The 19,773-nt window shown below is 69.7% G+C and carries 20 protein-coding genes and 4 tRNA genes; 7 read left to right on the plus strand and 17 right to left on the minus strand.

What is annotated here, in order from left to right; translation table 11 throughout:
* Positions 1–22: 22 nt before the first annotated feature.
* The 3 genes from DEI96_RS12415 to DEI96_RS12425 all read right to left on the minus strand — a co-directional run bounded on the left by DEI96_RS12415 (position 23) and on the right by DEI96_RS12425 (position 3,333).
* Complete coding sequence (locus DEI96_RS12415) at positions 23–1,324, minus strand: ABC transporter substrate-binding protein (protein WP_111022252.1); 1,302 nt, start codon at positions 1,322–1,324, stop codon at positions 23–25.
* Between the two features lie 114 nt (positions 1,325–1,438).
* Complete coding sequence (locus DEI96_RS12420) at positions 1,439–2,590, minus strand: Gfo/Idh/MocA family protein (protein WP_111022251.1); 1,152 nt, start codon at positions 2,588–2,590, stop codon at positions 1,439–1,441.
* A complete protein-coding gene (locus DEI96_RS12425; RefSeq protein WP_111022250.1) occupies positions 2,587–3,333 on the minus strand; it encodes a sugar phosphate isomerase/epimerase family protein in 747 nt (248 codons plus the stop codon). Before DEI96_RS12425 ends, DEI96_RS12420 begins: the two co-directional genes overlap by 4 nt.
* Before the next feature lie 144 nt (positions 3,334–3,477).
* Between DEI96_RS12425 and DEI96_RS12430 the strand changes: the two genes are divergently transcribed.
* Complete coding sequence (locus DEI96_RS12430; protein ID WP_027466368.1) at positions 3,478–4,689, plus strand: ROK family transcriptional regulator; 1,212 nt, start codon at positions 3,478–3,480, stop codon at positions 4,687–4,689.
* A 67-nt stretch (positions 4,690–4,756) separates the two neighbouring features.
* Entirely contained in the window at positions 4,757–5,440 is a 684-nt protein-coding gene (locus DEI96_RS12435; RefSeq protein WP_110861533.1) for a YqaJ viral recombinase family protein, read from the plus strand.
* Here the strand turns inward: DEI96_RS12435 and DEI96_RS12440 are convergent.
* From DEI96_RS12440 to DEI96_RS12465, 6 genes are all read right to left on the minus strand, one after another.
* Positions 5,437–6,045, minus strand: coding sequence for a Pr6Pr family membrane protein (locus DEI96_RS12440; RefSeq protein WP_071406320.1), 609 nt, complete (start codon positions 6,043–6,045; stop codon positions 5,437–5,439). The genes DEI96_RS12435 and DEI96_RS12440 overlap by 4 nt on opposite strands.
* Positions 6,046–6,130: 85 nt before the next feature.
* Positions 6,131–6,820 (minus strand): 50S ribosomal protein L1, encoded by a 690-nt coding sequence (gene rplA, locus DEI96_RS12445; protein WP_017888639.1) that lies wholly within the window; start codon positions 6,818–6,820, stop codon positions 6,131–6,133.
* A 90-nt stretch (positions 6,821–6,910) separates the two neighbouring features.
* Positions 6,911–7,342 carry a 50S ribosomal protein L11 gene (gene rplK / locus DEI96_RS12450; RefSeq protein WP_017888638.1) on the minus strand — a complete coding sequence of 144 codons (432 nt, stop codon included), beginning with the start codon at positions 7,340–7,342 and terminating at the stop codon, positions 6,911–6,913.
* A gap of 158 nt (positions 7,343–7,500) precedes the next feature.
* Positions 7,501–8,550 carry a transcription termination/antitermination protein NusG gene (gene nusG, locus DEI96_RS12455; protein WP_111022249.1) on the minus strand — a complete coding sequence of 350 codons (1,050 nt, stop codon included), beginning with the start codon at positions 8,548–8,550 and terminating at the stop codon, positions 7,501–7,503.
* 134 nt (positions 8,551–8,684) lie between these two features.
* Positions 8,685–8,948, minus strand: a complete 264-nt coding sequence (gene secE / locus DEI96_RS12460; protein ID WP_371830607.1) for a preprotein translocase subunit SecE — start codon at positions 8,946–8,948, stop codon at positions 8,685–8,687.
* Between the two features lie 35 nt (positions 8,949–8,983).
* Positions 8,984–9,056: transfer RNA gene (locus DEI96_RS12465), tRNA-Trp, on the minus strand.
* A 151-nt stretch (positions 9,057–9,207) separates the two neighbouring features.
* On the opposite strand from DEI96_RS12465, the gene DEI96_RS12470 reads away from it, so the two are divergent.
* Entirely contained in the window at positions 9,208–10,434 is a 1,227-nt protein-coding gene (locus DEI96_RS12470; RefSeq protein WP_111022248.1) for a pyridoxal phosphate-dependent aminotransferase, read from the plus strand.
* Between the two features lie 117 nt (positions 10,435–10,551).
* On the opposite strand, the gene DEI96_RS12475 is transcribed toward DEI96_RS12470, so the two are convergent.
* Genes DEI96_RS12475 through DEI96_RS12485 form a run of 3 tightly spaced genes read right to left on the minus strand, consistent with a single transcriptional unit; the run spans position 10,552 to position 12,454 of the window.
* On the minus strand, positions 10,552–11,580 hold the full coding sequence (locus DEI96_RS12475; RefSeq protein ID WP_111022247.1) for a UDP-N-acetylmuramate dehydrogenase: 1,029 nt from the start codon (positions 11,578–11,580) through the stop codon (positions 10,552–10,554).
* A gap of 2 nt (positions 11,581–11,582) precedes the next feature.
* Positions 11,583–12,008, minus strand: a complete 426-nt coding sequence (locus DEI96_RS12480) for a MaoC/PaaZ C-terminal domain-containing protein (RefSeq protein ID WP_111022246.1) — start codon at positions 12,006–12,008, stop codon at positions 11,583–11,585.
* A complete protein-coding gene (locus DEI96_RS12485; RefSeq protein ID WP_082047026.1) occupies positions 12,005–12,454 on the minus strand; it encodes an FAS1-like dehydratase domain-containing protein in 450 nt (149 codons plus the stop codon). Before DEI96_RS12485 ends, DEI96_RS12480 begins: the two co-directional genes overlap by 4 nt.
* A gap of 131 nt (positions 12,455–12,585) precedes the next feature.
* Here DEI96_RS12485 and DEI96_RS12490 point away from each other — a divergent pair, with 131 nt between their 5' ends.
* Positions 12,586–12,984 (plus strand): hypothetical protein, encoded by a 399-nt coding sequence (locus tag DEI96_RS12490; protein WP_071406316.1) that lies wholly within the window; start codon positions 12,586–12,588, stop codon positions 12,982–12,984.
* A 111-nt stretch (positions 12,985–13,095) separates the two neighbouring features.
* On the plus strand, positions 13,096–14,991 hold the full coding sequence (locus tag DEI96_RS12495; RefSeq protein ID WP_111022245.1) for an ABC transporter ATP-binding protein: 1,896 nt from the start codon (positions 13,096–13,098) through the stop codon (positions 14,989–14,991).
* Between the two features lie 93 nt (positions 14,992–15,084).
* Here the strand turns inward: DEI96_RS12495 and DEI96_RS12500 are convergent.
* The 5 genes from DEI96_RS12500 to DEI96_RS12520 all read right to left on the minus strand — a co-directional run bounded on the left by DEI96_RS12500 (position 15,085) and on the right by DEI96_RS12520 (position 17,626).
* Positions 15,085–15,158, minus strand: a tRNA-Met gene (locus tag DEI96_RS12500).
* Between the two features lie 32 nt (positions 15,159–15,190).
* Positions 15,191–15,262, minus strand: a tRNA-Thr gene (locus DEI96_RS12505).
* A 93-nt stretch (positions 15,263–15,355) separates the two neighbouring features.
* Positions 15,356–16,504, minus strand: coding sequence for a M23 family metallopeptidase (locus DEI96_RS12510; protein WP_146246837.1), 1,149 nt, complete (start codon positions 16,502–16,504; stop codon positions 15,356–15,358).
* Positions 16,505–16,652: 148 nt separating this feature from the next.
* Entirely contained in the window at positions 16,653–17,483 is an 831-nt protein-coding gene (locus tag DEI96_RS12515; protein ID WP_111022243.1) for an inositol monophosphatase family protein, read from the minus strand.
* 58 nt (positions 17,484–17,541) lie between these two features.
* Positions 17,542–17,626, minus strand: a tRNA-Tyr gene (locus DEI96_RS12520).
* 137 nt (positions 17,627–17,763) lie between these two features.
* Between DEI96_RS12520 and DEI96_RS12525 the strand changes: the two genes are divergently transcribed.
* Together DEI96_RS12525 and cls are read left to right on the plus strand one after the other, a co-directional pair.
* Complete coding sequence (locus tag DEI96_RS12525; RefSeq protein WP_017888627.1) at positions 17,764–18,252, plus strand: YajQ family cyclic di-GMP-binding protein; 489 nt, start codon at positions 17,764–17,766, stop codon at positions 18,250–18,252.
* A 39-nt stretch (positions 18,253–18,291) separates the two neighbouring features.
* Complete coding sequence (gene cls / locus DEI96_RS12530) at positions 18,292–19,752, plus strand: cardiolipin synthase (RefSeq protein WP_111022242.1); 1,461 nt, start codon at positions 18,292–18,294, stop codon at positions 19,750–19,752.
* Positions 19,753–19,773 lie beyond the last annotated feature (21 nt).

Genomic DNA, 19,773 nt, shown 5'->3' on the forward strand with positions numbered 1-19,773 from the left:
CGACCCGGGCCTCCAGGGTGGATCAACCGGCGGCCTGGGACACCTGGTCCTGGGCGGTCTGCAGGGCCGACTTGATGTCGGCCTCGGAGACCTTGGAACCGGTCGCGATCTTGGCGAACATGTCGTTCATCGCCTTGCCGACCGTGGACTCGAACTGGTCCTCGGCGGGCACCAGCGGGAGCGGCTTCGCCTTGTTGTTGTAGATGTCGAGGAACGTCTTCGTCTGCTCGTCCGTGACGGAGTCAGCAGCCTCGGCGAGCACCGGCAGGGCCGAGTACGGCTTGTCCAGCGTCGTCTGCGTGTCCATGCTCGTCATGTACTTGACGAACTTGAGCGCGCCGTCCTTGTTCTTCGTGTTCTTGAAGACCGACAGGTTGATGCCAGCCGGGAACGAGGCGATCTGCTCGCCACCGCTCGGGGCGGGCAACGCCACGACGCCGTACTCGGACGACTTCATGCCGAGCGATTCGATGGTCGCGTTCGCGTTGTTCTGGTTGAGGATGAACGCGGCCTTCTTCTTCGCGAAGTCCGTGGTGGACTGCGTCGCGTTGTCGTACTGCGCGTTCGACGGGTTGGCGACCTTCGAGTCCTGCATCAGGTCGAGGTAGCGCTTGATGCCGTCGACGTTGGCCTTCGAGGTGAAGGTCGGCTTGCCGTCCTTGTCGAACCACTCGCCACCGTTCTGCGCCGAGTTGATGAACGCGAAGTGCGAGTTCTCGGTGTACGAACCACCCGCGAGGCTGAAGCCGTAGGTGTCACCCTTGGTCAGCTTCTCTGCGTCGGAGACCATCTCCTCCCACGTGGTGGGCGGGGTGATGCCGGCATCCGACAGCATCTTCTTGTTGTAGTACAGGCCGTAGGCGAGGCCGTAGAGCGGGACGCTCGTGACCGTCTTGTCGGGCGCGCCACCGGTGGACAGGGCGACCTTGCCGAACTTGTCCTCGCCGCCGATCGCCTTCATCTCGGCGTCACCGAACTCCTGGAAGGCGCCGGTGGCCTGGAGCGAGGTCGCCCAGGTGTTGCCGATGTTGACGACGTCCGGGCCCTGGCCCGAGGTGACGGCGGTCTGGATCTTGTTCTGCAGGTCGTTCCAGCCGATGACCTGGAGGTCGACCTTGATCCCGGTCTCCTTGGTGAACTTCTTGAGGACGGGGGTCAGCACCTCCTTGTCGTTCTGCAGGGACGTGCCCTGGTTGGACGCCCAGTAGGTGAGCGTCTTGGAGTCGCCGGAGTCGCCGGACGAACCGGAGGAGCAGGCTGCGAGGCCGGACACGGTGAGTGCGGCGGCCGCGGTGATGGCCAGTGCGCGGATGGCAGTGCGCATGACTCTCTACTTTCTCGTCGTTGAGATGGTGCAGGGGATGGTGCAGAGGTGGAGCTGGTGCTGCGGATGGTGCTGGTCGGGTGCTGCTGTGGGTTGCGGGCAGCGCCCCGGCGGTCAGGCCAGGGTGCGTTCCGCGGGGTCCCAGCCCTCGGGGAGGGTCGGGGAGGGCGACACGGTGCTCTCGACGAGCACCGCCTCGCCACGTTCTGCCGCCTCGGCGATGGAGACCATCACGTCGAGGACGTGGAAGGCGAGCGCACCGGGGACGCGGTTCTCGTCGCCGGCCCGCAGCGAGCGGGCCAGGTCGACCACGCCGGTGCCGCGCGAGTAGGTGGAGCCGACCGCGGGAATCGTCTCGGGCTCCTCGGAACCGAGGGCGTACAGCTCGGTGTCGCCGTCGAAGTTGTTCGGGTCGGGGAACACGACGGTGCCGGTCTCCCCCGCGATCTCCACGAAGCCGGTGCGGCCGCGGTCGGACTCGAACGAGAAGACGCTCTGCGCGCTCCCGCCGTTCTCGAACTCGATCAGCGCGGAGTGGTTCGTCGGGACGTCCACCGGGAACTCGGTGCCGGCCTTCGGCCCGGAGCCGATGGTGCGGGTGGCGCGCGACTTCGACGCGGTGGCCGTGACCTTCTTCACCGGTCCGAACGTCTGGACGAGGGTGGTGATGTAGTACGGGCCGATGTCGAACAGCGGACCGGCACCGTACGCGAAGAGGAACTCGGGGCTCGGGTGCCACGACTCGGGTCCGGGGCTCTGGAAGAGCGTCAGGCCGTTCAGGGGCGTCCCGATGCGGCCGTCGCGGATGGTGCGGAGCGCGGTCTGCAGGCCGGCGCCGAGGAACGTGTCCGGTGCGACGCTGACGGTCTTGCCCGCGGCGGCCGCGGCGTCGCGGAGCTCGGCGGCGCTGGCACGGTCGAGGGCGTAGGGCTTCTCGCCCCAGACGTGCTTGCCGGCAGCCAGGGCCTGCAGCGCGACCTCGACGTGGGCGGCCGGGATCGTCAGGTTCACGACGATCTCGATGTCGTCGTCGGACAGGAGCTCCTCGACGGTGCCCGATCCGGGGACGCCCCACTTCTCGGCCTGGGCGGCGGCGCGCGGCAGGTCGATGTCGGCGATGAAGCGGACCGTCACGTCGGGGAAGACGGTGAGGTTCGACAGGTACTGGTCCGAGATGACCCCGGCGCCGATGACGCCGACGCCGACGGGGCCGGTGCGGGTGGTGCTGTCGGTCGCCGTTGCAGCAGCGGTCGTGGTGTCGGTCATGCGCGGGCCCCCTCGAGGAACGTGTAGGAGTCGGCGACGGCCTGGAAGACGTCGCCCTCGTGGTCGTCGAGCTCGACGACGTGCAGTGCGTCGGGCGCGGCGGCGATGATGTCGCGGATCGGCATGATGCCGTTGCCGACGGCGACCTGCTGCTTGTCGTCGTGCGAGCCGTCGCCGTCCTTGACGTGCAGGAACTGGACCTTGTCGCCGTACTTGCCGATGACCGCGACCGGGTCGTCCCCGCCGACCTGCACCCAGTAGGTGTCGAGCTCGAGCACGACGTCGTCGGACAGGGCGTCGGCGAAGACCTCGTAGGCGCTGACGCCGTCGATGCGGTTCGAGAACTCGAACGCGTGGTTGTGGTAGCCGAGCACCAGACCGTGGTCGGCGGCGCGCGGGGCGAGGGCGCTGAGTTCGCGGGCGATCGCCTCGACGTCCTCGCGGGTGGTCCAGCGGGACTCGTCGATGTGCGGGTCGATGAGGGTCCCGAAGCCGAGGGTGGTGGAGGCGTGGAAGATGCGCTCGAGGTCCTGCTCGCCGGCGTCCAGCAGACGGGCGTGGCCGCTCGGGGCGGCGAGGCCGGCGTCGCGGAGGGCGGCGGCGAGTTCGTCGGCTTTGTCGACGAAGCCGAAGGCCTCGACGTTCGTGTAGCCGATGTCGGCGATGCGCTGCAGGGTGCCGGGCAGATCGGCACTGAGGGCATCGCGGACCGTGTAGAGCTGGACCGAGAGCGGTTGGGTCACCAGGGTTTCTCCTCGTCGAGATGGTGCGGTCGTCACTGACCGATCGTCACACTACGAGCACTTTTGTCGGCGGTCAAGCAGAAGTCGGAGGAATGTCGACGGACTTCATTGCGTGGCGCGAACGATGTGTGCTTCACTCCCCACATGGTCGACTTGAACCGGACGGCAGCGTCGCCTCCGGTCGGGACGAGCGAGCTCTTCCAGATCCTCCGCGACGGCGTGCCGCGCACCAGGGCCGAGCTCGCCGCACTGACAGGACTCGCACGCTCCACCATCGGCGTGCGCCTCGACTCCCTGATCGACATCGGGCTGGTCGGCGCCGTGGACACCGCCGTCTCCACCGGCGGCCGTCCGCCAGCACAGGTGGCGCTGAAGCCCCGCGCCCGGCTCGTCATCGCCGCCGACCTCGGCGCCTCGCACGGTCGCGTCGCCGTCACCGACCTGGTCGCGGCACCGCTCGCCACCCGCGAGGCCCGGATCGACATCGCCGCCGGTCCGGTGCCGACGCTGTCCTGGCTCGTCGAGACGATCGACGACCTGCTCGCCGAGGTCGGGCGCAGCCGACAGGACGTCATCGCGATCGGCATCGGTGTCCCCGGACCGGTCGAGTTCTCCACCGGCCGCCCGGCCAACCCGCCGATCATGCCCGGCTGGGACGGTTTCGACGTGCCCTCGTGGCTCCGTCAGCACATCGCCGCCCACGTCCTGCTCGACAACGACGTCAACATCGCGGCCCTCGGTGAGCGGGAGCACGGCTGGCCGGACGTCGACCACCTGCTGTTCGTGAAGGTCGCCACCGGCATCGGGTCCGGCATCGTCTCCGAGGGTCGGCTGCAGCGCGGCGCCCAGGGCACCGCGGGTGACATCGGCCACGTGCGGGTCTCCCGCGCCGGCGACGTCCCCTGCCATTGCGGCAACACCGGCTGCCTGGAGGCCGTGGCCTCCGGTCCGGCCATCGCCCGCGCACTCCGCGCGAAGGGGCACGACGCGCACACGGGTGCGGACGTGATCGACCTGGTGAACCGGTCGGACCTCGACGCGATCTACGCCGTGCGACAGGCCGGTCGGGACATCGGCGAGGTCCTGGCGACGTGCATCTCGCTCATCAACCCGTCCGTCATCGCACTCGGCGGATCGATCACGCAGGCCGGTGAGCACCTGCTCGCCGGCGTCCGCGAGGTCGTCTACTCCCGCTCGATGCCCCTGGCCAGTGAGCACCTCGTCATCGTGCAGTCCCGCGCCGGGTCCCTCGCCGCGCTGCAGGGGGCTGCGGCCCTCGCCATCGGTTACGCCCTCTCCCCCGCCGGGGTCGACGAGCTGGTCGCCTTCGCCGAGGGGCGCGAACTCGTCTCCTGACGCACACCCGCGGTCGCGTGAGCGCGTCGGTTTCGGTCTTGCCGGTGGTCGGGGGGACAATCGTCGGGTGACGATCGTGCAGCCCACCCTGTGGGGCGACCTGGACCCCGGTCTGGAGGCCCTTCCCGGGTCGTCCGCGCCGGTCCCGGCTGCGCGTGATGCGTTCACCGCCCTGCGTGGCCACACCGAGCGCATCGTCGCGCACTCCTCGGACCGCGTCGCCTGGCTCCGCGCCCGCGCCATGGGCATCACCGCCACCGACGTCGCCCGGCTCGCCTCGCTGCGCGCCGTCGAGGCCGTCGTCACCGAGAAGCGCTACGGCTCCCGGTTCTCCGGCAACGCGTTCACCGAGCACGGCAAGGACCGCGAACCGGTCATCGCCGCCTGGGTCGCCGCCACCCACGGCATCCAGCCCTCGGCGCACCTGTTCCACGCCGCTGCGAACCGCGCCCACCTCGCCACCCCGGACGGCGTCGGGGTCGACGAGTCGTCCCGCGTGGTGCTCGCCGAGATCAAGACCACCGGCAAGGCCTGGCGGAGCATCCCGCGGCACTACCTGCGGCAGATCTGGTGGCAGCAGTACGTGCTCGGTGCCGACCGCACCCTGTTCGTCTGGGAACGCCACGACGGGTTCGTGCCGGTCGCCGACGAACCCGAATGCCGCTGGGTCGACCGCGACGACGACCAGATCCGTGGGCTGGTGCAGCTCGCCGACCTGGTGCTCGACAAGCTGCGTGGCTTCCGCTCCTAGACCTTCACCAGCCGCAGCCGGCTCATCCCCACGACGAGGATGCCGAGCAGGGTGATCGAGACCGCGATCCCGACCACGTAGATCGCGACGACGCCGTAGCCCTGGGCCGGATCGAGGAACGGGTACGGCACCCACCCGTCGGTCGCACCGCGGACCAGCACCACGGTGGTCCAGACCGCCGGGTAGAGCAGGAACCACCACACGTGCCGGAGCAGCAGCCGTGCGCGGTCCGAGAACAGCAACCAGTCGAGCACCGCGTACACCGGGATGATCTTGTGCACGATGTCGTTCGACCACGGCACCGAGGCCGACACGTTCGCGCCCGTGAGCAGCGTGTTGTAGACGATGCCGGTCGTCGCGATGTACACCGTCGCGGCGCCACGGAGCACCGAGACGGCGAGGTCCGCGCGCTTGCGACGGGCTGCGGCGACGAGCGTCACCGCGAGGGCCACGGCGATGATCAGGTTCGACTGGATGGTGAAGTAGCCGAAGAAGTTCCAGAACGAGTAGGTCGGGGTCTGCGAGCTCTCGAGCCACTGCGCCACGACCGCGACGACGATGGCGATGACGGCGATCAGTCGGAGCGAGTTCACGAGGGTGCGCACGGCTCCACGCTATCGGGACACGCGCCCCACATGCGGAAAGGACCCGCACCGTCGCCGGTGCGGGTCCTTTCACGAGTCAGTGGACTCAGATGCTGTTGACGTCCAGCGGGATGCCGGGGCCGAAGGTCGTCGAGACGGCGCCCTTCATGACGTAACGGCCCTTCGAGGACGACGGCTTGAGGCGGTTGATCTCCTCGAGCGCGGTCGAGATGTTCTCGTCGAGCTGCTCCGGCGTGAACGAGGCCTTGCCGACGACGAAGTGCACGTTGGCGTGCTTGTCGACGCGGAACTCGATCTTGCCGCCCTTGATGTCGTTGACGGCCTGCGCCACGTTCGGGGTCACGGTGCCGGTCTTCGGGTTCGGCATGAGGCCACGCGGGCCGAGCACCTTACCGAGACGACCGACCTTGCCCATGAGCTCCGGGGTCGAGACGGCGGAGTCGAACGAGGTGTAGCCCTCGGCGACCTTCGCGATGAGCTCGTCGCCACCGACCTCGTCGGCACCGGCGGCGATGGCGGCCTCAGCAGCCGCACCCGTCGCGAAGACGATGACGCGGGCGGTCTTGCCCGTGCCGTGCGGCAGGATGACCGTGCCACGGACCATCTGGTCGGCCTTGCGGGGGTCCACGCCGAGCTTCAGCGCGACCTCGACCGTGGAGTCGGTCTTCGAGGAACCGGTCTCCTTGGCCAGGGCGACGGCCTCGGTCGGGGTGTAGAACTTGTCGGCCTCGATCTTCGCGGCCGCGGCCTGGTAGGCCTTGGACTTCTTCGCCATGGTGGTCTCCTTGCGAGATACGTGGTTGGCGAGCCGGCGAGGCTCTCCCACGGAAAGGTGTCTGGTGGTGGGCCGGAGCCCGATCGGTGCTTAGGCCTCGACCGTGATGCCCATCGAGCGTGCGGTGCCGGCGATGATCTTCGCGGCCTGCTCGATGTCGTTGGCGTTCAGGTCGGCCTGCTTGGTCTCGGCGATCTGACGGACCTGGTCCATCGAGATCTTCGCGACCTTGACCGTGTGCGGGGTCGAGGACCCCTTCTGCACACCAGCAGCCTTCTTGATGAGCTCAGCGGCCGGCGGGGTCTTCAGGACGAACGTGAACGAACGGTCCTCGTAGACGGTGATCTCGACCGGCACGACGTTGCCACGCTGCGACTCGGTCGCCGCGTTGTACGCCTTGCAGAACTCCATGATGTTGACGCCGTGCTGACCGAGCGCCGGACCGATCGGGGGGGCCGGGTTGGCGGCTCCCGCGTTGATCTGCAGCTTGATCAGGCCCGTGACCTTCTTCTTCGGTGCCATGACTTGTCTTCCTCCTGGAATCGAACACACGGGGATCCGTGCACTCTCCCGCTGGTCCGGCCGTTCCAGACAGCGGTGAAGGCCCGCTCGCACGAGGCGCGCGGGCCCAAACCCGTTCAGTGTAGTCGATCTCGGTGATCGCTACAGCTGGGTGGTTGCTAGAGCTTGGTGACCTGGTCGAAGCTGAGCTCGACCGGGGTCTCGCGCTCGAACAGCGAGACGAGGACGGTGAGCTTGCCGCTCTCCGGCTTGATCTCGGAGATCGAACCCGGCAGGCCCGCGAACGAGCCTTCCTTGATGGTGATCGTCTCGCCGATCTCGAAGTCGACCTCGGCTGCGGGCTGTGCCTGCAGGCCGCTGCCCTTCGCGCCGCCCTTGGTCGGAGCGGCCTCGGCGACCTGCACCAGGGACTTCAGCATGCCGAACGCCTCGTCGAAACGGAGCGGCGTCGGGTTGTGCGCGTTGCCGACGAAGCCGGTGACGCCCGGGGTGTGCCGGACAACGGACCACGAGTCCTCGTTGAGGTCCATGCGGACGAGCACGTACGAGGGGATCCGGACGCGGGTGACCAGCTTGCGCTGCCCGTTCTTGATCTCGACGACGTCCTCCATCGGGACCTCGACCTGGTAGATGTAGTCCTCCATCGACATCGAGACCATGCGGTTCTCGATGTTGGACTTCACGCGGCGCTCGAAGCCCGCGTAGGAGTGGATGACGTACCACTTGCCCGGCTTCATCCGCAGCTCGGCCTTGAAGGCCTCGTACGGGTCGACCTCGGCGGGCTCATCGTCCTCGTCCTCGGCGTCGAGTGCCTCGTCCGCGGCGAGCGCCTCGTTCGCCTCTGCGGCGGTCTCGGACTCGAGCTCGACTTCTTCCTCGTCCTCGACTGCCTCGACGGCGGCCTCGGCCTCGTCGGTGGAGTCGATCTCGAGGGCGTCGTCCACGACGGCGTCGGCCTCGGGGTCGCGGGCTTCCTGCAGGGCCGTCAGTGCTTCGTCGAGGCCGGCGTCGACGGTGCCGTCGTCGGGCTCGGAGCTGAGGCCGAGGGACTCGTCGTCGTCGCCCTCGATCGAGATCGCACGCTCTTCAGCGGACTCGACGGAGCGTCCTTCGCCGGTCTCGACGTCGCCTTCCTGGTTCTCCTCGACCTCGGAGGACTGCTCGGCAGCCGTCGCGAGGTCGATGTCATCGCGGGAGTTGTCAGACACAGTCGATTCTTTCCGTTCGGTGGTTCGGGTCGGGGTGGCGTTCGTTCATGGTCACGAGCGACGCCGTCACGATCGACGCCGTCTCGGGCGACCGTACTCCTCGGAACGACCGCACACGGCAGTCGACGTCGGGGTCAGGCCGTGGGCCCGTTGCCGAAGACGTACCCGACGCCGAGACCGAACACGAAGTCGAGGATCGACACCAGGATCATCATGACGACGACGAACACGAGCACGACGCCCGTGTAGCTGAAGAGTTCCTTGCGGGTCGGCGTCACGACCTTGCGCAGTTCGCCGATCACCTGGCGGATGAAGAGCACGATGGCAGCGATGGGCCCGCGGCGCTCGGCCCGGTCCTGCTTCGCCTTGGCGACGACGTCGTCCGCCGTCGTCTCCATGTCTTTGCTCGCCAACTTCTACCCTTCCAGAGTTGCAGGGCGGACAGGACTCGAACCTGCAACCTGCGGTTTTGGAGACCGCTGCTCTACCAATTGAGCCACCGCCCTTCGGACACGGTTCGTCACCGATCCGCGTTCCGGTGGACGAGTCTACGGGAGTCCGTCACACGGTGTCCACTTGGCCCCTTCCACGGCGTGCCGCGCCGGTAGGCTGGGCCCCGTGAGCACCGCAGCCCCAGGCCCCGAGTCCACCGCCCACGTGTCCGTCGACACCCTCGCCACCGCGCCGTCCGATCGTCCGCGCATCGCGTCCCGCATCGCGGCCATCGCCGAGTCCGCGACGCTCAAGGTCGACGCGAAGGCCAAGGCGCTCAAGGCCGCCGGGCGTCCGGTGATCTCGTTCGCCGCCGGCGAGCCCGACTTCGCGACCCCGCAGCACGTGGTCGACGCGGCCGTCGCTGCCGCGCAGGACCCGAAGAACCACCGCTACACGCCCGCGACCGGCCTGCCCGAACTCAAGCAGGCCATCGCCGACAAGACCGCCCGGGTGTCCGGCGTCACCGTCGACCCGTCGCAGGTCATCGTCACGAACGGTGGCAAGCAGGCGGTCTACCAGGCGTTCCAGACCATCGTCGACGCCGGTGACGAGGTCCTGCTGCCCGCGCCGTACTGGACCACCTACCCCGAGGCCATCCGGCTGGCCGGCGGCGAGCCCGTCGAGGTCTTCGCCGGCAGCGACCAGGACTACCTGGTGACCGTCGAGCAGCTCGAGGCCGCCCGCACCCCGGCGACCAAGGCGCTGCTGTTCTGCTCGCCGTCGAACCCCACGGGCGCCGTGTACTCCGCCGAGCAGACCCGGGCCATCGGCGAATGGGCGCTCGAGCACGGCATCTGGGTGATCAGCGACGAGATCTACCAGGACCTGGTCTACGACGGGGTCCGCTTCGCCGGCATCCTGGCGGAGGTCCCCGCCCTCGCCGACACCACGATCCTGGTGAACGGCGTCGCGAAGACCTACGCGATGACCGGCTGGCGCGTCGGGTGGTTCATCGGCCCGGCCGACGCCGTCAAGGCCGCGTCGAACCTGCAGTCGCACCTGTCGTCGAACGTCTCGAACGTGTCGCAGCGCGCCGCGATCGCAGCCCTCACCGGTCCGCAGGAGCCCGTCGCCGCCATGCGCGAGGCCTTCGACCGCCGGCGGAAGGCCATCGTGGAGGGCCTCAACGCGATCCCGGGCTTCCGCACGCCGACCCCGCAGGGCGCCTTCTACGTCTACCCGGACGTCACCGCACTGCTCGGTCGCGAGTGGGCCGGCACCACCCCGACGACCACCCTCGAGCTGGCAGACCTGATCCTCGAGCACGTCGAGGTCGCGGTCGTGCCCGGCGAGGCCTTCGGCCCCTCCGGCTACCTGCGTCTGTCGTACGCCCTGGGCGACGACGACATCGCCGAGGGCGTCGCCCGGCTGGCGGCGTTCTTCGCGTAGACGCTGCGCCCACGACACCCCGCAGAACGCAGAACGGGCCACCTCGTCGAGGTGGCCCGTTCTGCGTGCCGGGAGGCCCGTGGTGCGTCGTGCTCGTCCGTCCCGTCGCGTGGACGATCAGCCGAGCAGGTCCCCCACCACGACGGGTTCCGGGACGAGCGAGACACCGAAGCGGTTCAGGACGGTCACCTGCACGAACCGTGCGAGCTCGGCCACCTGCGCCGCCGTCGCCCCGCCGCGGTTCGTGAGCGCGAGGGTGTGCTTGGACGAGATCGCCGCGCGGGAGCCCGGCACCGCGTACCCGCGGTGCACGCCGGCGTGCTCGATGAGCCACGCGGCACTGAGCTTGACGTCGTCGCCCGCGGGCCAGCGGGGCGCGTCCGTCGGCAGGGTCTCGGCGAACGCCGGCGAGACGATCGGGTTCGTGAAGAACGACCCGGCGCTCCAGGTGTCGTGGTCGTCCCCGTCGAGCACCATGCCCTTCGAGCCGCGCAGCCGCAGGACCTCGTCGCGGACGGTCGTGGGCGGCACGAGCGCACCGAGCTCGACCCCGAGCGAACCGGCGAGCTGCGCGTACCGCACGGGCACACCGCGCTCACCCGCGAGCCCGAGTCGGAACTCGACCGTCAGCACGACACCGCGCCGACCGTGCTTGAGGGTCGACGTGCGGTAGCCGAGCGCCAGCTCGGCTGCGGGAACCCACGCGCGCTCCCCCGTGGCTGCATCGAGGAACTCGACGCGGGTGAGCACGTCGGCGAGCTCGACCCCGTAGGCGCCGATGTTCTGCACCGGGGACGCACCGACGGTGCCCGGGATGCCGCTGAGGGCCTCCAGGCCGGTCCAGCCGTTCGCGACGGTCGTGGCGACGAACGGGTCCCACGGCTCCCCCGCGGCGACGCGGACGGTGACGCCGTCGGCGTCACGGTCGGCGTCGATGCCCGTCGTCCGGACCAGCACGACGGTGCCGTCGAAGCCCTGGTCGGCGACGAGCAGGTTGCTGCCGCCGCCGAGGACGAGCCACTCGTGGTCGTCGAAGGCGTCGAGCGCGTCGGCGACGAGCTCGTCGGTCGTCTCGGCCGTGAGCAGCCGGGTGGCGGCCCCGCCGACGCGGAGCGTCGTCAGGTCGGCCAGCACCGGCTCGGACACGGTCAGCGGAACACCACCGTGACCTGCGCCTTGCCGAGCACGGTCTGCCCGGCGGCGGTCACGGTGAGGTCGATGCGCTTCGGCCGGCCGTCCTCGTCGACGGTGCCGACCTTCGCGACGATGCCGACGGTGGCACCCTGCTCCGGGTCGACGACGACGGGGCGCGTGAAGCGGACGCCGTAGCCCGCGACCCAGCCGCTGTCGCCGAGCCACTCGGCGACCGGCTGCACGGCGATGCCCATCGTGAGCATGCCGTGGGCGAGCACACCCGGCAGGCCGACCGAGGCGGCGACGTCGTCGCGGTAGTGGATCGGGTTGAAGTCGCCCGAGGCGCCGGCGTACCGGACGAGCGAGTCGCGCGTGATGTGCACGTCGCGCTCGGCGACGACGGTGCCGACCTCGAGCGCGGTGGCGGCTGCGGCGGTCATGCGTCGTCTCCTCGGACCACGAGGGTGGAGGTCGCCGTGACGACGTGCTCCCCCTCGGCGTCGTTCATGGTGCTCTGGGCGGTGACCATCGCGTTGCCGCCGAGGGTCTTCACGCTGGTGACCGTCAGGGTGGCGGTGAGCTCGTCACCGGCGACGATCGGCCGGTCGTAGGTGAAGGACTGCTCGCCGTGGACGACGCGGGAGAAGTCGATGCCGGCGTCGGGCTCGTTCAGGAGCTGCGCGAGCGTGGCCTCCTGCACGACGACGGCGAACGTCGGGGGTGCGACCACGTCGGCGTACCCGGCGGCACGTGCGGCGTCCGGATCGTGGTGGACGGGGTTGGTCGCGAAGACCGCGCGCGAGAACTCGCGCACCTTCTCGCGGCCGACCAGGTAGGGCTGGGCCGGCGGGAACGTCCTGCCGACGAGCTCGGGGTTCACTGACACCACGGCAGTCTACCGAGGCCGGTCCGGGGGCCGGTGATCCATGAGAACGCATCAGCTAGACTGTCTGAGACCGATTCGGGGGAATCGGGGCGTGCCGTGCGGCACGGGTTCGTTCGGGACGGGGAGGGCCGATGGACACCACGACGGAGTTCGCCGTGCACACGGGAGACCGGTGCACCGCCATGGAGGTCGCGGCCGCCGCGCTGCGCCGCACGGGCCACCACGTCGAGTCGACGGGTGGCACGATGACCGCGACGGCGGGCAGCCGGACGCTCACCATCCTGCTCGGTGCGCTCGTCCAGCCGGCTCGGGAGTACCGCCGGTACGAGCTGTCGACCGTCGTGGACGGTGCCACCACCACGATCACCCTGCGCCGGGCCGGTCACGGGACGGCCGTGTCCGGCGGCAGCATCGGGGCGAACCGTCGTCGGGCCGCCTGGCAGCAGGTCACCGCCGCGGTCGAGGACGCGTTCCGTGCGGCCGGGGTGCTCGCGACGCGGACCGACACCGGCTCCCACCGCACGCAGTAGGCGGCCGGACGGCTTCCGGCTGGTGGCCGCGCGGCGCACCATCACGGGAGCGGTCACCGGGGACCCGGTCAGCCATCTAGGTTGGGCCCGGGGCCCCGGAAAGGAACCGCCATGAGCATGGAGAGCGCAGCCTGGAGCTCGCTGTACAAGATCTCGTCCGCGCAGGGCGGCAAGCACGGGTTCTCCCGCGCGTCCGTCCGGCGGATCCTGACGTTCGCGGTGCCCTACCGGGCGAAGCTGCTGGTGTTCATCGGCCTGTCCGTCGTCGGCGCCTTCCTCGCGGTCGCGACGCCGGTCCTCGCCGGTCAGGTCGTCGACGTCATCGTCGCCCGCGGTGAGGTCTCGACGATCGTCCGGTTGGCCGTGGTCATCGCCCTGGTGGCCGTGGCCGACGCCGCCGTGTCGTTGACCACCCGCTGGTACTCGGCACGGATCGGCGAGGGCGTGATCCTGGACCTCCGCACCGCCGTCTTCGACCACGTGCAGAAGATGCCGATCGCGTTCTTCACCCGCACCCGGACCGGTGCGCTCGTGAGCCGCCTCAACAACGACGTGATCGGCGCCCAGCAGGCCTTCAGCGGCACGTTGTCCGGCGTGGTCACGAACCTCGTGGCGCTGGTCCTCACCCTGATCGTCATGCTCAGCACCTCGTGGCTCGTGACGGTGCTCGCCGTCGTCATGCTCCCGGTGTTCCTGGTCCCCGCGCGCCGGATGGGGAGCCGTCTCGCCGCCCTGCGTCGCGAGGCCGCCGACCACAACTCCGCGATGAGCACGCAGATGACCGAGCGCTTCTCGGCACCCGGCGCCACCCTCGTCAAGCTGTTCGGCCGGCCCGACGAAGAGGCCGAGGAGTTCCGCGTCCGCGCTGCCCGGGTCCGCGACATCGGCGTCCGGACCGCGATGCTGCAGTTCGTCTTCTTCACCGCGCTGATGCTCGTCTCCGCGCTCGCCCTCGCGCTGGTCTACGGGCTCGGCGGCTTCCTCGCGCTCGCCGGCCGCCTGGACACCGGCGAGGTCGTCACCCTGGCGCTCCTGCTCACCCGGCTGTACGCCCCGCTGACGAGCCTGGCGAACGCCCGGGTCGAGATCATGAGCGCCGTGGTCAGCTTCGAGCGCGTCTTCGAGGTACTCGACCTCGAACCACTCATCCAGGAGCAGCCCGACGCGGTCACCATCCCCGACGGCCCGGTCTCCGTCGAGTTCGACGACGTCCGGTTCGCCTACCCGTCCGCCGACAAGGTTTCCCTCGCCTCGCTCGAGGAAGTCGCGACGCTCGACACCCGTGGCGGCGAGGAGGTGCTGCACGGCCTGTCCTTCCGGATCGAACCGGGGCAGACCGTCGCCCTGGTCGGCTCGTCCGGAGCCGGCAAGTCCACGGTCGCGCAGCTGCTCTCGCGCCTGTACGACGTCGACAGCGGCGCCGTGCGTCTGGCCGGCACGGACGTCCGCGACGTCACGTTCGCCTCGATGCGGCACACCCTCGGCATGGTGACGCAGGACGGCCACCTGTTCCACGAGACCATCCGCTCCAACCTGCGGTTCGCCCGGCCCGAGGCGTCCGAGGACGAGGTGTGGGACGCCGTCCGCCGTGCGCGGCTCGAGCCGCTCATCCGGTCCCTCCCCGACCAGTTGGACACCATGGTGGGTGAACGCGGCTACCGGCTCTCCGGGGGCGAGCGCCAGCGGATGACGATCGCCCGGCTCCTGCTCGCCCAGCCGCGCGTCGTCATCCTGGACGAGGCGACGGCGGCGCTCGACTCGACGTCCGAGGCAGCGGTGCAGGCAGCACTCGGCGAGGCGCTCGAGGGACGGACGGCGATGGTGATCGCGCACCGGCTCTCCACGATCCGCAGCGCGGACGTGATCCTCGTCGTCGAGGACGGCTCGATCGTGGAGCGCGGCACGCACGACGAACTGCTGGCCGCGGGTGGCCGGTACGAGGAGCTGCACCGCACCCAGTTCGCCGCGCAGGAGAACGTCGCGGCCGACGTGCAGGCGGCGGACTGAACGCGCGGCGGGTGGGCCCCGGCAATCGAAGTGGGGCCGGCAACAGAGAAGGCCCCCTGACCCAGGGGATCCTGGACGAGAGGGCCTTGCGTGTAGCGAGGGCGGGACTTGAACCCGCGACCCCACGATTATGAGTCGTGTGCTCTAACCAACTGAGCTACCCCGCCAGAGATCCGGAGCGGCACGCGCACCGGGTCGGAGCCCCGAGTCAGGATTGAACTGACGACCCCCTCCTTACCATGGAGGTGCTCTACCACTGAGCTATCGGGGCGATGTGCCGCGAACGGCACCACACGAGGATAGCAGACCTCCGACGCTGCTCCGGAACCGGACGAGACGCCCGGGCGTGCCGCGTCGTGGGCCGCTAGTTCGCGTTGGTCTTGAGCCACGCCAGCGGGTCCACCGGGACCCCGTCGACGTGCACCTCGAGGTGCAGGTGCGGGCCCGTGGAGTTGCCCGTGCTGCCGACGAGGCCGAGGATGTCGCCGACCTCGACGTGCTGGCCGGTGACCACCTTGAAGGAGTTGTCCTCCATGTGGCCGTAGACGCTGACGAACTGCTTGCCGTCGACGTCGTGCTCCACCCAGACGTCGTTGCCGAAGCCGCCGTCGTTCGCCTGCACCTTGATGACGGTCCCGGCGGCGATGACGCCGATCGGGGTGCCCTCGCCCGGGGCGAAGTCGACGCCCATGTGGTTCGTCGAGCAGAACGAGCACCCGGCGACCTGGCGTCCGCCGAAGCCCGAGGTGATCGGGACGCCGGTCAGGAACGGCCACTGGATCGTGCCGGTCGGGTCGTTCGTGAAGCTGGAGGAGTCGACGTTCGCGTACTGCGTGGCGTCCGAGACCGTGAACTGGTCGCGCGCGGTCGACCCGTCAGCAGCGGCACCGACCTGCATCGACTGGGTGGCCCCCGAGCTGGCGCGGGCCGCGGTCGAGCCGGACTCGGGCACCCAGAGCGCCTGGGCCGGCAGCGAGGTCGAGACGACCAGGCCGGCCGCGAAGAGCAGGGCGCCGACCGCGGTCACACGGGAGGCCGACCGGCGGAACGACGCACCACGCTTCGGGGCCGGTGCGCTGACCGGGGTGCTGGAACGGATGTGGCGGGTCGCGCGGTCGACCGGGGTCTTCGGCGCCGGACGGCTGGTGCGACGACGCGACGCGGGGACCTGCCCGGCGACCCGACGCGGCTGCGACACCGAGGCAGCGGGAGCGGCCGGCTGCGCGTGCACGACGGGCGAGGTGGGGGCTGGCGGCGTCACGATGCGGGAGGCCGGGCGCACGGGCGACTCCGGTGCGAGGTCGATCGGCGACACGGGGGCCGCGGGGGTTCCCGGCGTGGCCGCACCGATCACGTCATCGAAGCTCGGACCCGTCGAGTCCCGCACCACGACCGCACCCCTTGCAGCTGCTCGCTCTGCCTCGATCCGAGCGCGTCGGGTCTGGTGGACGACCGGGGTGGCGGCGTCGACGGAACCGTCGGTGGGAGCGGACGACAGAGGAGTACGGGGCATGCGTGCGGTGGCGATCCTGATCGGAGAAGGGCTCACTCGTTGGTAACGAGCAGGTAACGGGACCTGAGCACGCTAGCAGGAGACGTCGCAGGTCGCCAGTCGTGGTCATGTCCTCCCGGCACCCCCAGACCTGGGGTTCGGCGCGTCCTCAGGCCCGCACGGCTCCGAGTGCACCGGCCTCGAGCCCACGCACGAGGGCCTCGAGCTCGTCGGCGACGGCGGGGCTCGCGAACAGGAAGGAGCGGGTCCCCCCGGCCTCCCAGATGCGGATCGCCGCGCCGGCCTCCTGCGCGACGAGGGCCCCGCCCGCCATGTCCCACGGGTTGATCCCGCGCTCGTAGTACGCGTCCACCACGCCCGCCCCGACGGCGCAGCAGTCGAGCGACGCCGCTCCCCCACGGCGGATGTCCCGCACCTCACCGATGAGCCCGGCGAGCACCGCGACCTGCTCGCGGCGACGGTCGGCCGTGTACCCGAACCCGGTGGCGACGAGCGTCTCGGCGAGCGAACCGGGCGTGGCGACGGACAACGGCTCCCCGTCACGGGTCGCACCCTGGCCGACGGCCGCGCGGAAGACGGTGCCCGTCGCCGGCGCCACGACGACGCCCGCGATCGGCTCCCAGGTCATCGGGTCGGGTGCTCCACGCACGACGCCGATGCTCACGCCGTACTCGGCGCTGCCGTACAGGTAGTTGACCGTGCCGTCGATCGGGTCCACCACCCAGGTGATGCCCGAGGCGCCGGAGGCCGACCCGGACTCCTCACCGTGGAAGGCGTCGTCCGGTCGGGCCTCGGCGATGCGGGCGCGGATGAGTGCCTCGACCTCACGGTCGGCGGCCGTGACCACGTCGACGATGCTCGACTTCCGGTCCGCGACCTCGACCCCCTCGGCGCGGCGCCGTGCGGCCAGCGCCGCTGCATCACGGGCGATCGACTCGGCGAGGTCGGCGAACTGGGACGGGGTGAGGTCGGATGCCATGCACCCATCCTCCCGGAAACACCATCGGCCCCGTCCGCAGTGGACGGGGCCGATCAGATGGTGGCAAGTGAGGGATTCGAACCCCCGAAGGCTACGCCGGCTGATTTACAGTCAGATCCCTTTGGCCGCTTGGGTAACTTGCCATGCGCACCCAGCCGGTGTGATCACCAACCGAAGGCGCGCACAAAAGCATAGCGGATGGCTGACGGTGGTCGTGACCACCGCGAGCCGATCCGCGCGACCGGAACCGGGCCTCCTGTCCGCCGTTAGGCTGTTCCGCATGGCAGACAGTTCCTTCGACGTGGTCAGCAAGGTCGACAAGATGGAGGCGGAGAACGCCCTCAACCAAGCGGCCAAGGAGATCGAGCAGCGGTACGACTTCAAGGGCGCCGACGCCTCGGTCGCGTTCAGCGGCGAGGACGTCCTCATCAAGGCGAACTCGGAAGAGCGCGCCAAGGCCGTCCTCGACGTGCTGCAGAGCAAGGCGATCAAGCGGAACATCAGCCTGAAGAGCCTCGACGCCGGCGACCCGTACCCCTCGGGCAAGGAGTACCGCATCGAGGTGAAGTTCAAGAACGGCATCGAGCAGGACGTGGCGAAGAAGATCGGCGCGTTCCTGCGGGCCAACGCCCCGAAGACGGTGAAGAGCCAGATCCAGGGCGACGAGCTCCGCGTCTCGTCGAAGAGCCGTGACGACCTGCAGAACACGATCCAGCTCCTCAAGGGTGAAGAGTTCGACGTCCCGTTGCAGTTCATCAACTTCCGCTGACCAGCGGCCCCTGCGAACGACACCCGACACCGGCACCCCGTGGAGCACTGGCTCAGCGTCGTCATCACCGTCCTGCTCGTCCTGCTGGACCTGGCGATCCGCGTCTTCTCGATCATCTACGTCCCGATCAACCGGAAGCCGCAGACCGCGACGGCGTGGCTGCTCGCGATCTTCCTCATCCCCTACATCGGCTTCATCGTCTTCCTGGTCATCGGGTCGACGAAGCTCCCCCGCGCCCGTCGCGAGAAGCAGACCGAGATCAACGCGTACATCCTGGAGCAGACCGATGGCATCGAGCGGGTCCGCCGTGACCACCCGTGGCCCGCGTGGCTCGAGAGCGTCACGCGGCTGAACCGCGAACTCGGTGCGATGCCGTTGGTCGGTGGCAACTCCGCGGAGCTCTACCCCGACTCCGAGGAGTCCATCGCCGAGATGACCCGGGCGATCGACCAGTCCCGCCGGTTCGTGCACGTCGAGTTCTACATCGCGACGCTCGACGACACCACGCGCCCGTTCTTCGAAGCGCTCGCGCGGGCGCAGGCACGGGGCGTCACCGTGCGGTTCCTGCTCGACCACTGGGCCAGCCGCGGCTACCCGGGCTACAAGGACACCCTGTCGTTCATGGACCAGGCGGGCATCGAGTGGCACCTGATGCTGCCCCTCCTGCCGCTGCAGGGGAAGTTCCAGCGCCCCGACCTCCGCAACCACCGGAAGATCATGGTGATCGACGGCTCGGTCGCGTTCACCGGCTCGCAGAACCTGATCGACGCGTCCTACGACATCAAGTCCCACGTCGAGAAGGGCATGGTCTACAAGGACCTGTTCGCCCGGTTCGAGGGACCGGTCGTCGCGGGGCTCAACGCCCTGTTCGTCACGGACTGGTACAGCGAGACCGACGAGCTGCTGCTGCGCGAGAGCGACCCCGTCCAGCGGGCCGACCGCGGCGACGCGCTCGACTGCCAGGTGGTGCCGTCCGGCCCGGGCTTCGACGGCGAGAACAACCTGCGCCTGTTCAACGCGCTGCTCTACTCGGCGCAGCAGAAGGTCTCGATCACGTCGCCGTACTTCGTGCCGGACGACTCGATGCTCTACGCCATCACCACGACGGCGCAGCGCGGGGTCGACGTCGAGCTGTTCGTCGGCGAGATGGGCGACCACGCGATGACGTGGCACGCACAGCGCTCGTACTACGAAGGGCTGCTCCGCGCCGGTGTGCGGATCTGGCTGTACCGTGCGCCGACGATCCTGCACGCGAAGCACTTCACCATCGACGACGAGGTGTCGGTGATCGGGTCGAGCAACATGGACATGCGCTCGTTCAGCCTGAACCTCGAGGTCTCCGTGATGGTGCGCGGTCACCGCTTCGTGGACGCCCTGCGCGAGGTGCAGGAAGCGTACAAGGAGCACAGCGTCGAGCTCACGCTCGACGAGTGGGTCGACCGTCCGCGACGTTCCAAGGTGCTCGACAACGTCGCGCGGCTCACGGCGGCGCTGCAGTAGCCGTCTGGAGGCCCGGTGCGG

This window comes from Curtobacterium sp. MCLR17_031 (genome assembly GCF_003234775.2).
Lineage (GTDB): Bacteria > Actinomycetota > Actinomycetes > Actinomycetales > Microbacteriaceae > Curtobacterium > Curtobacterium flaccumfaciens.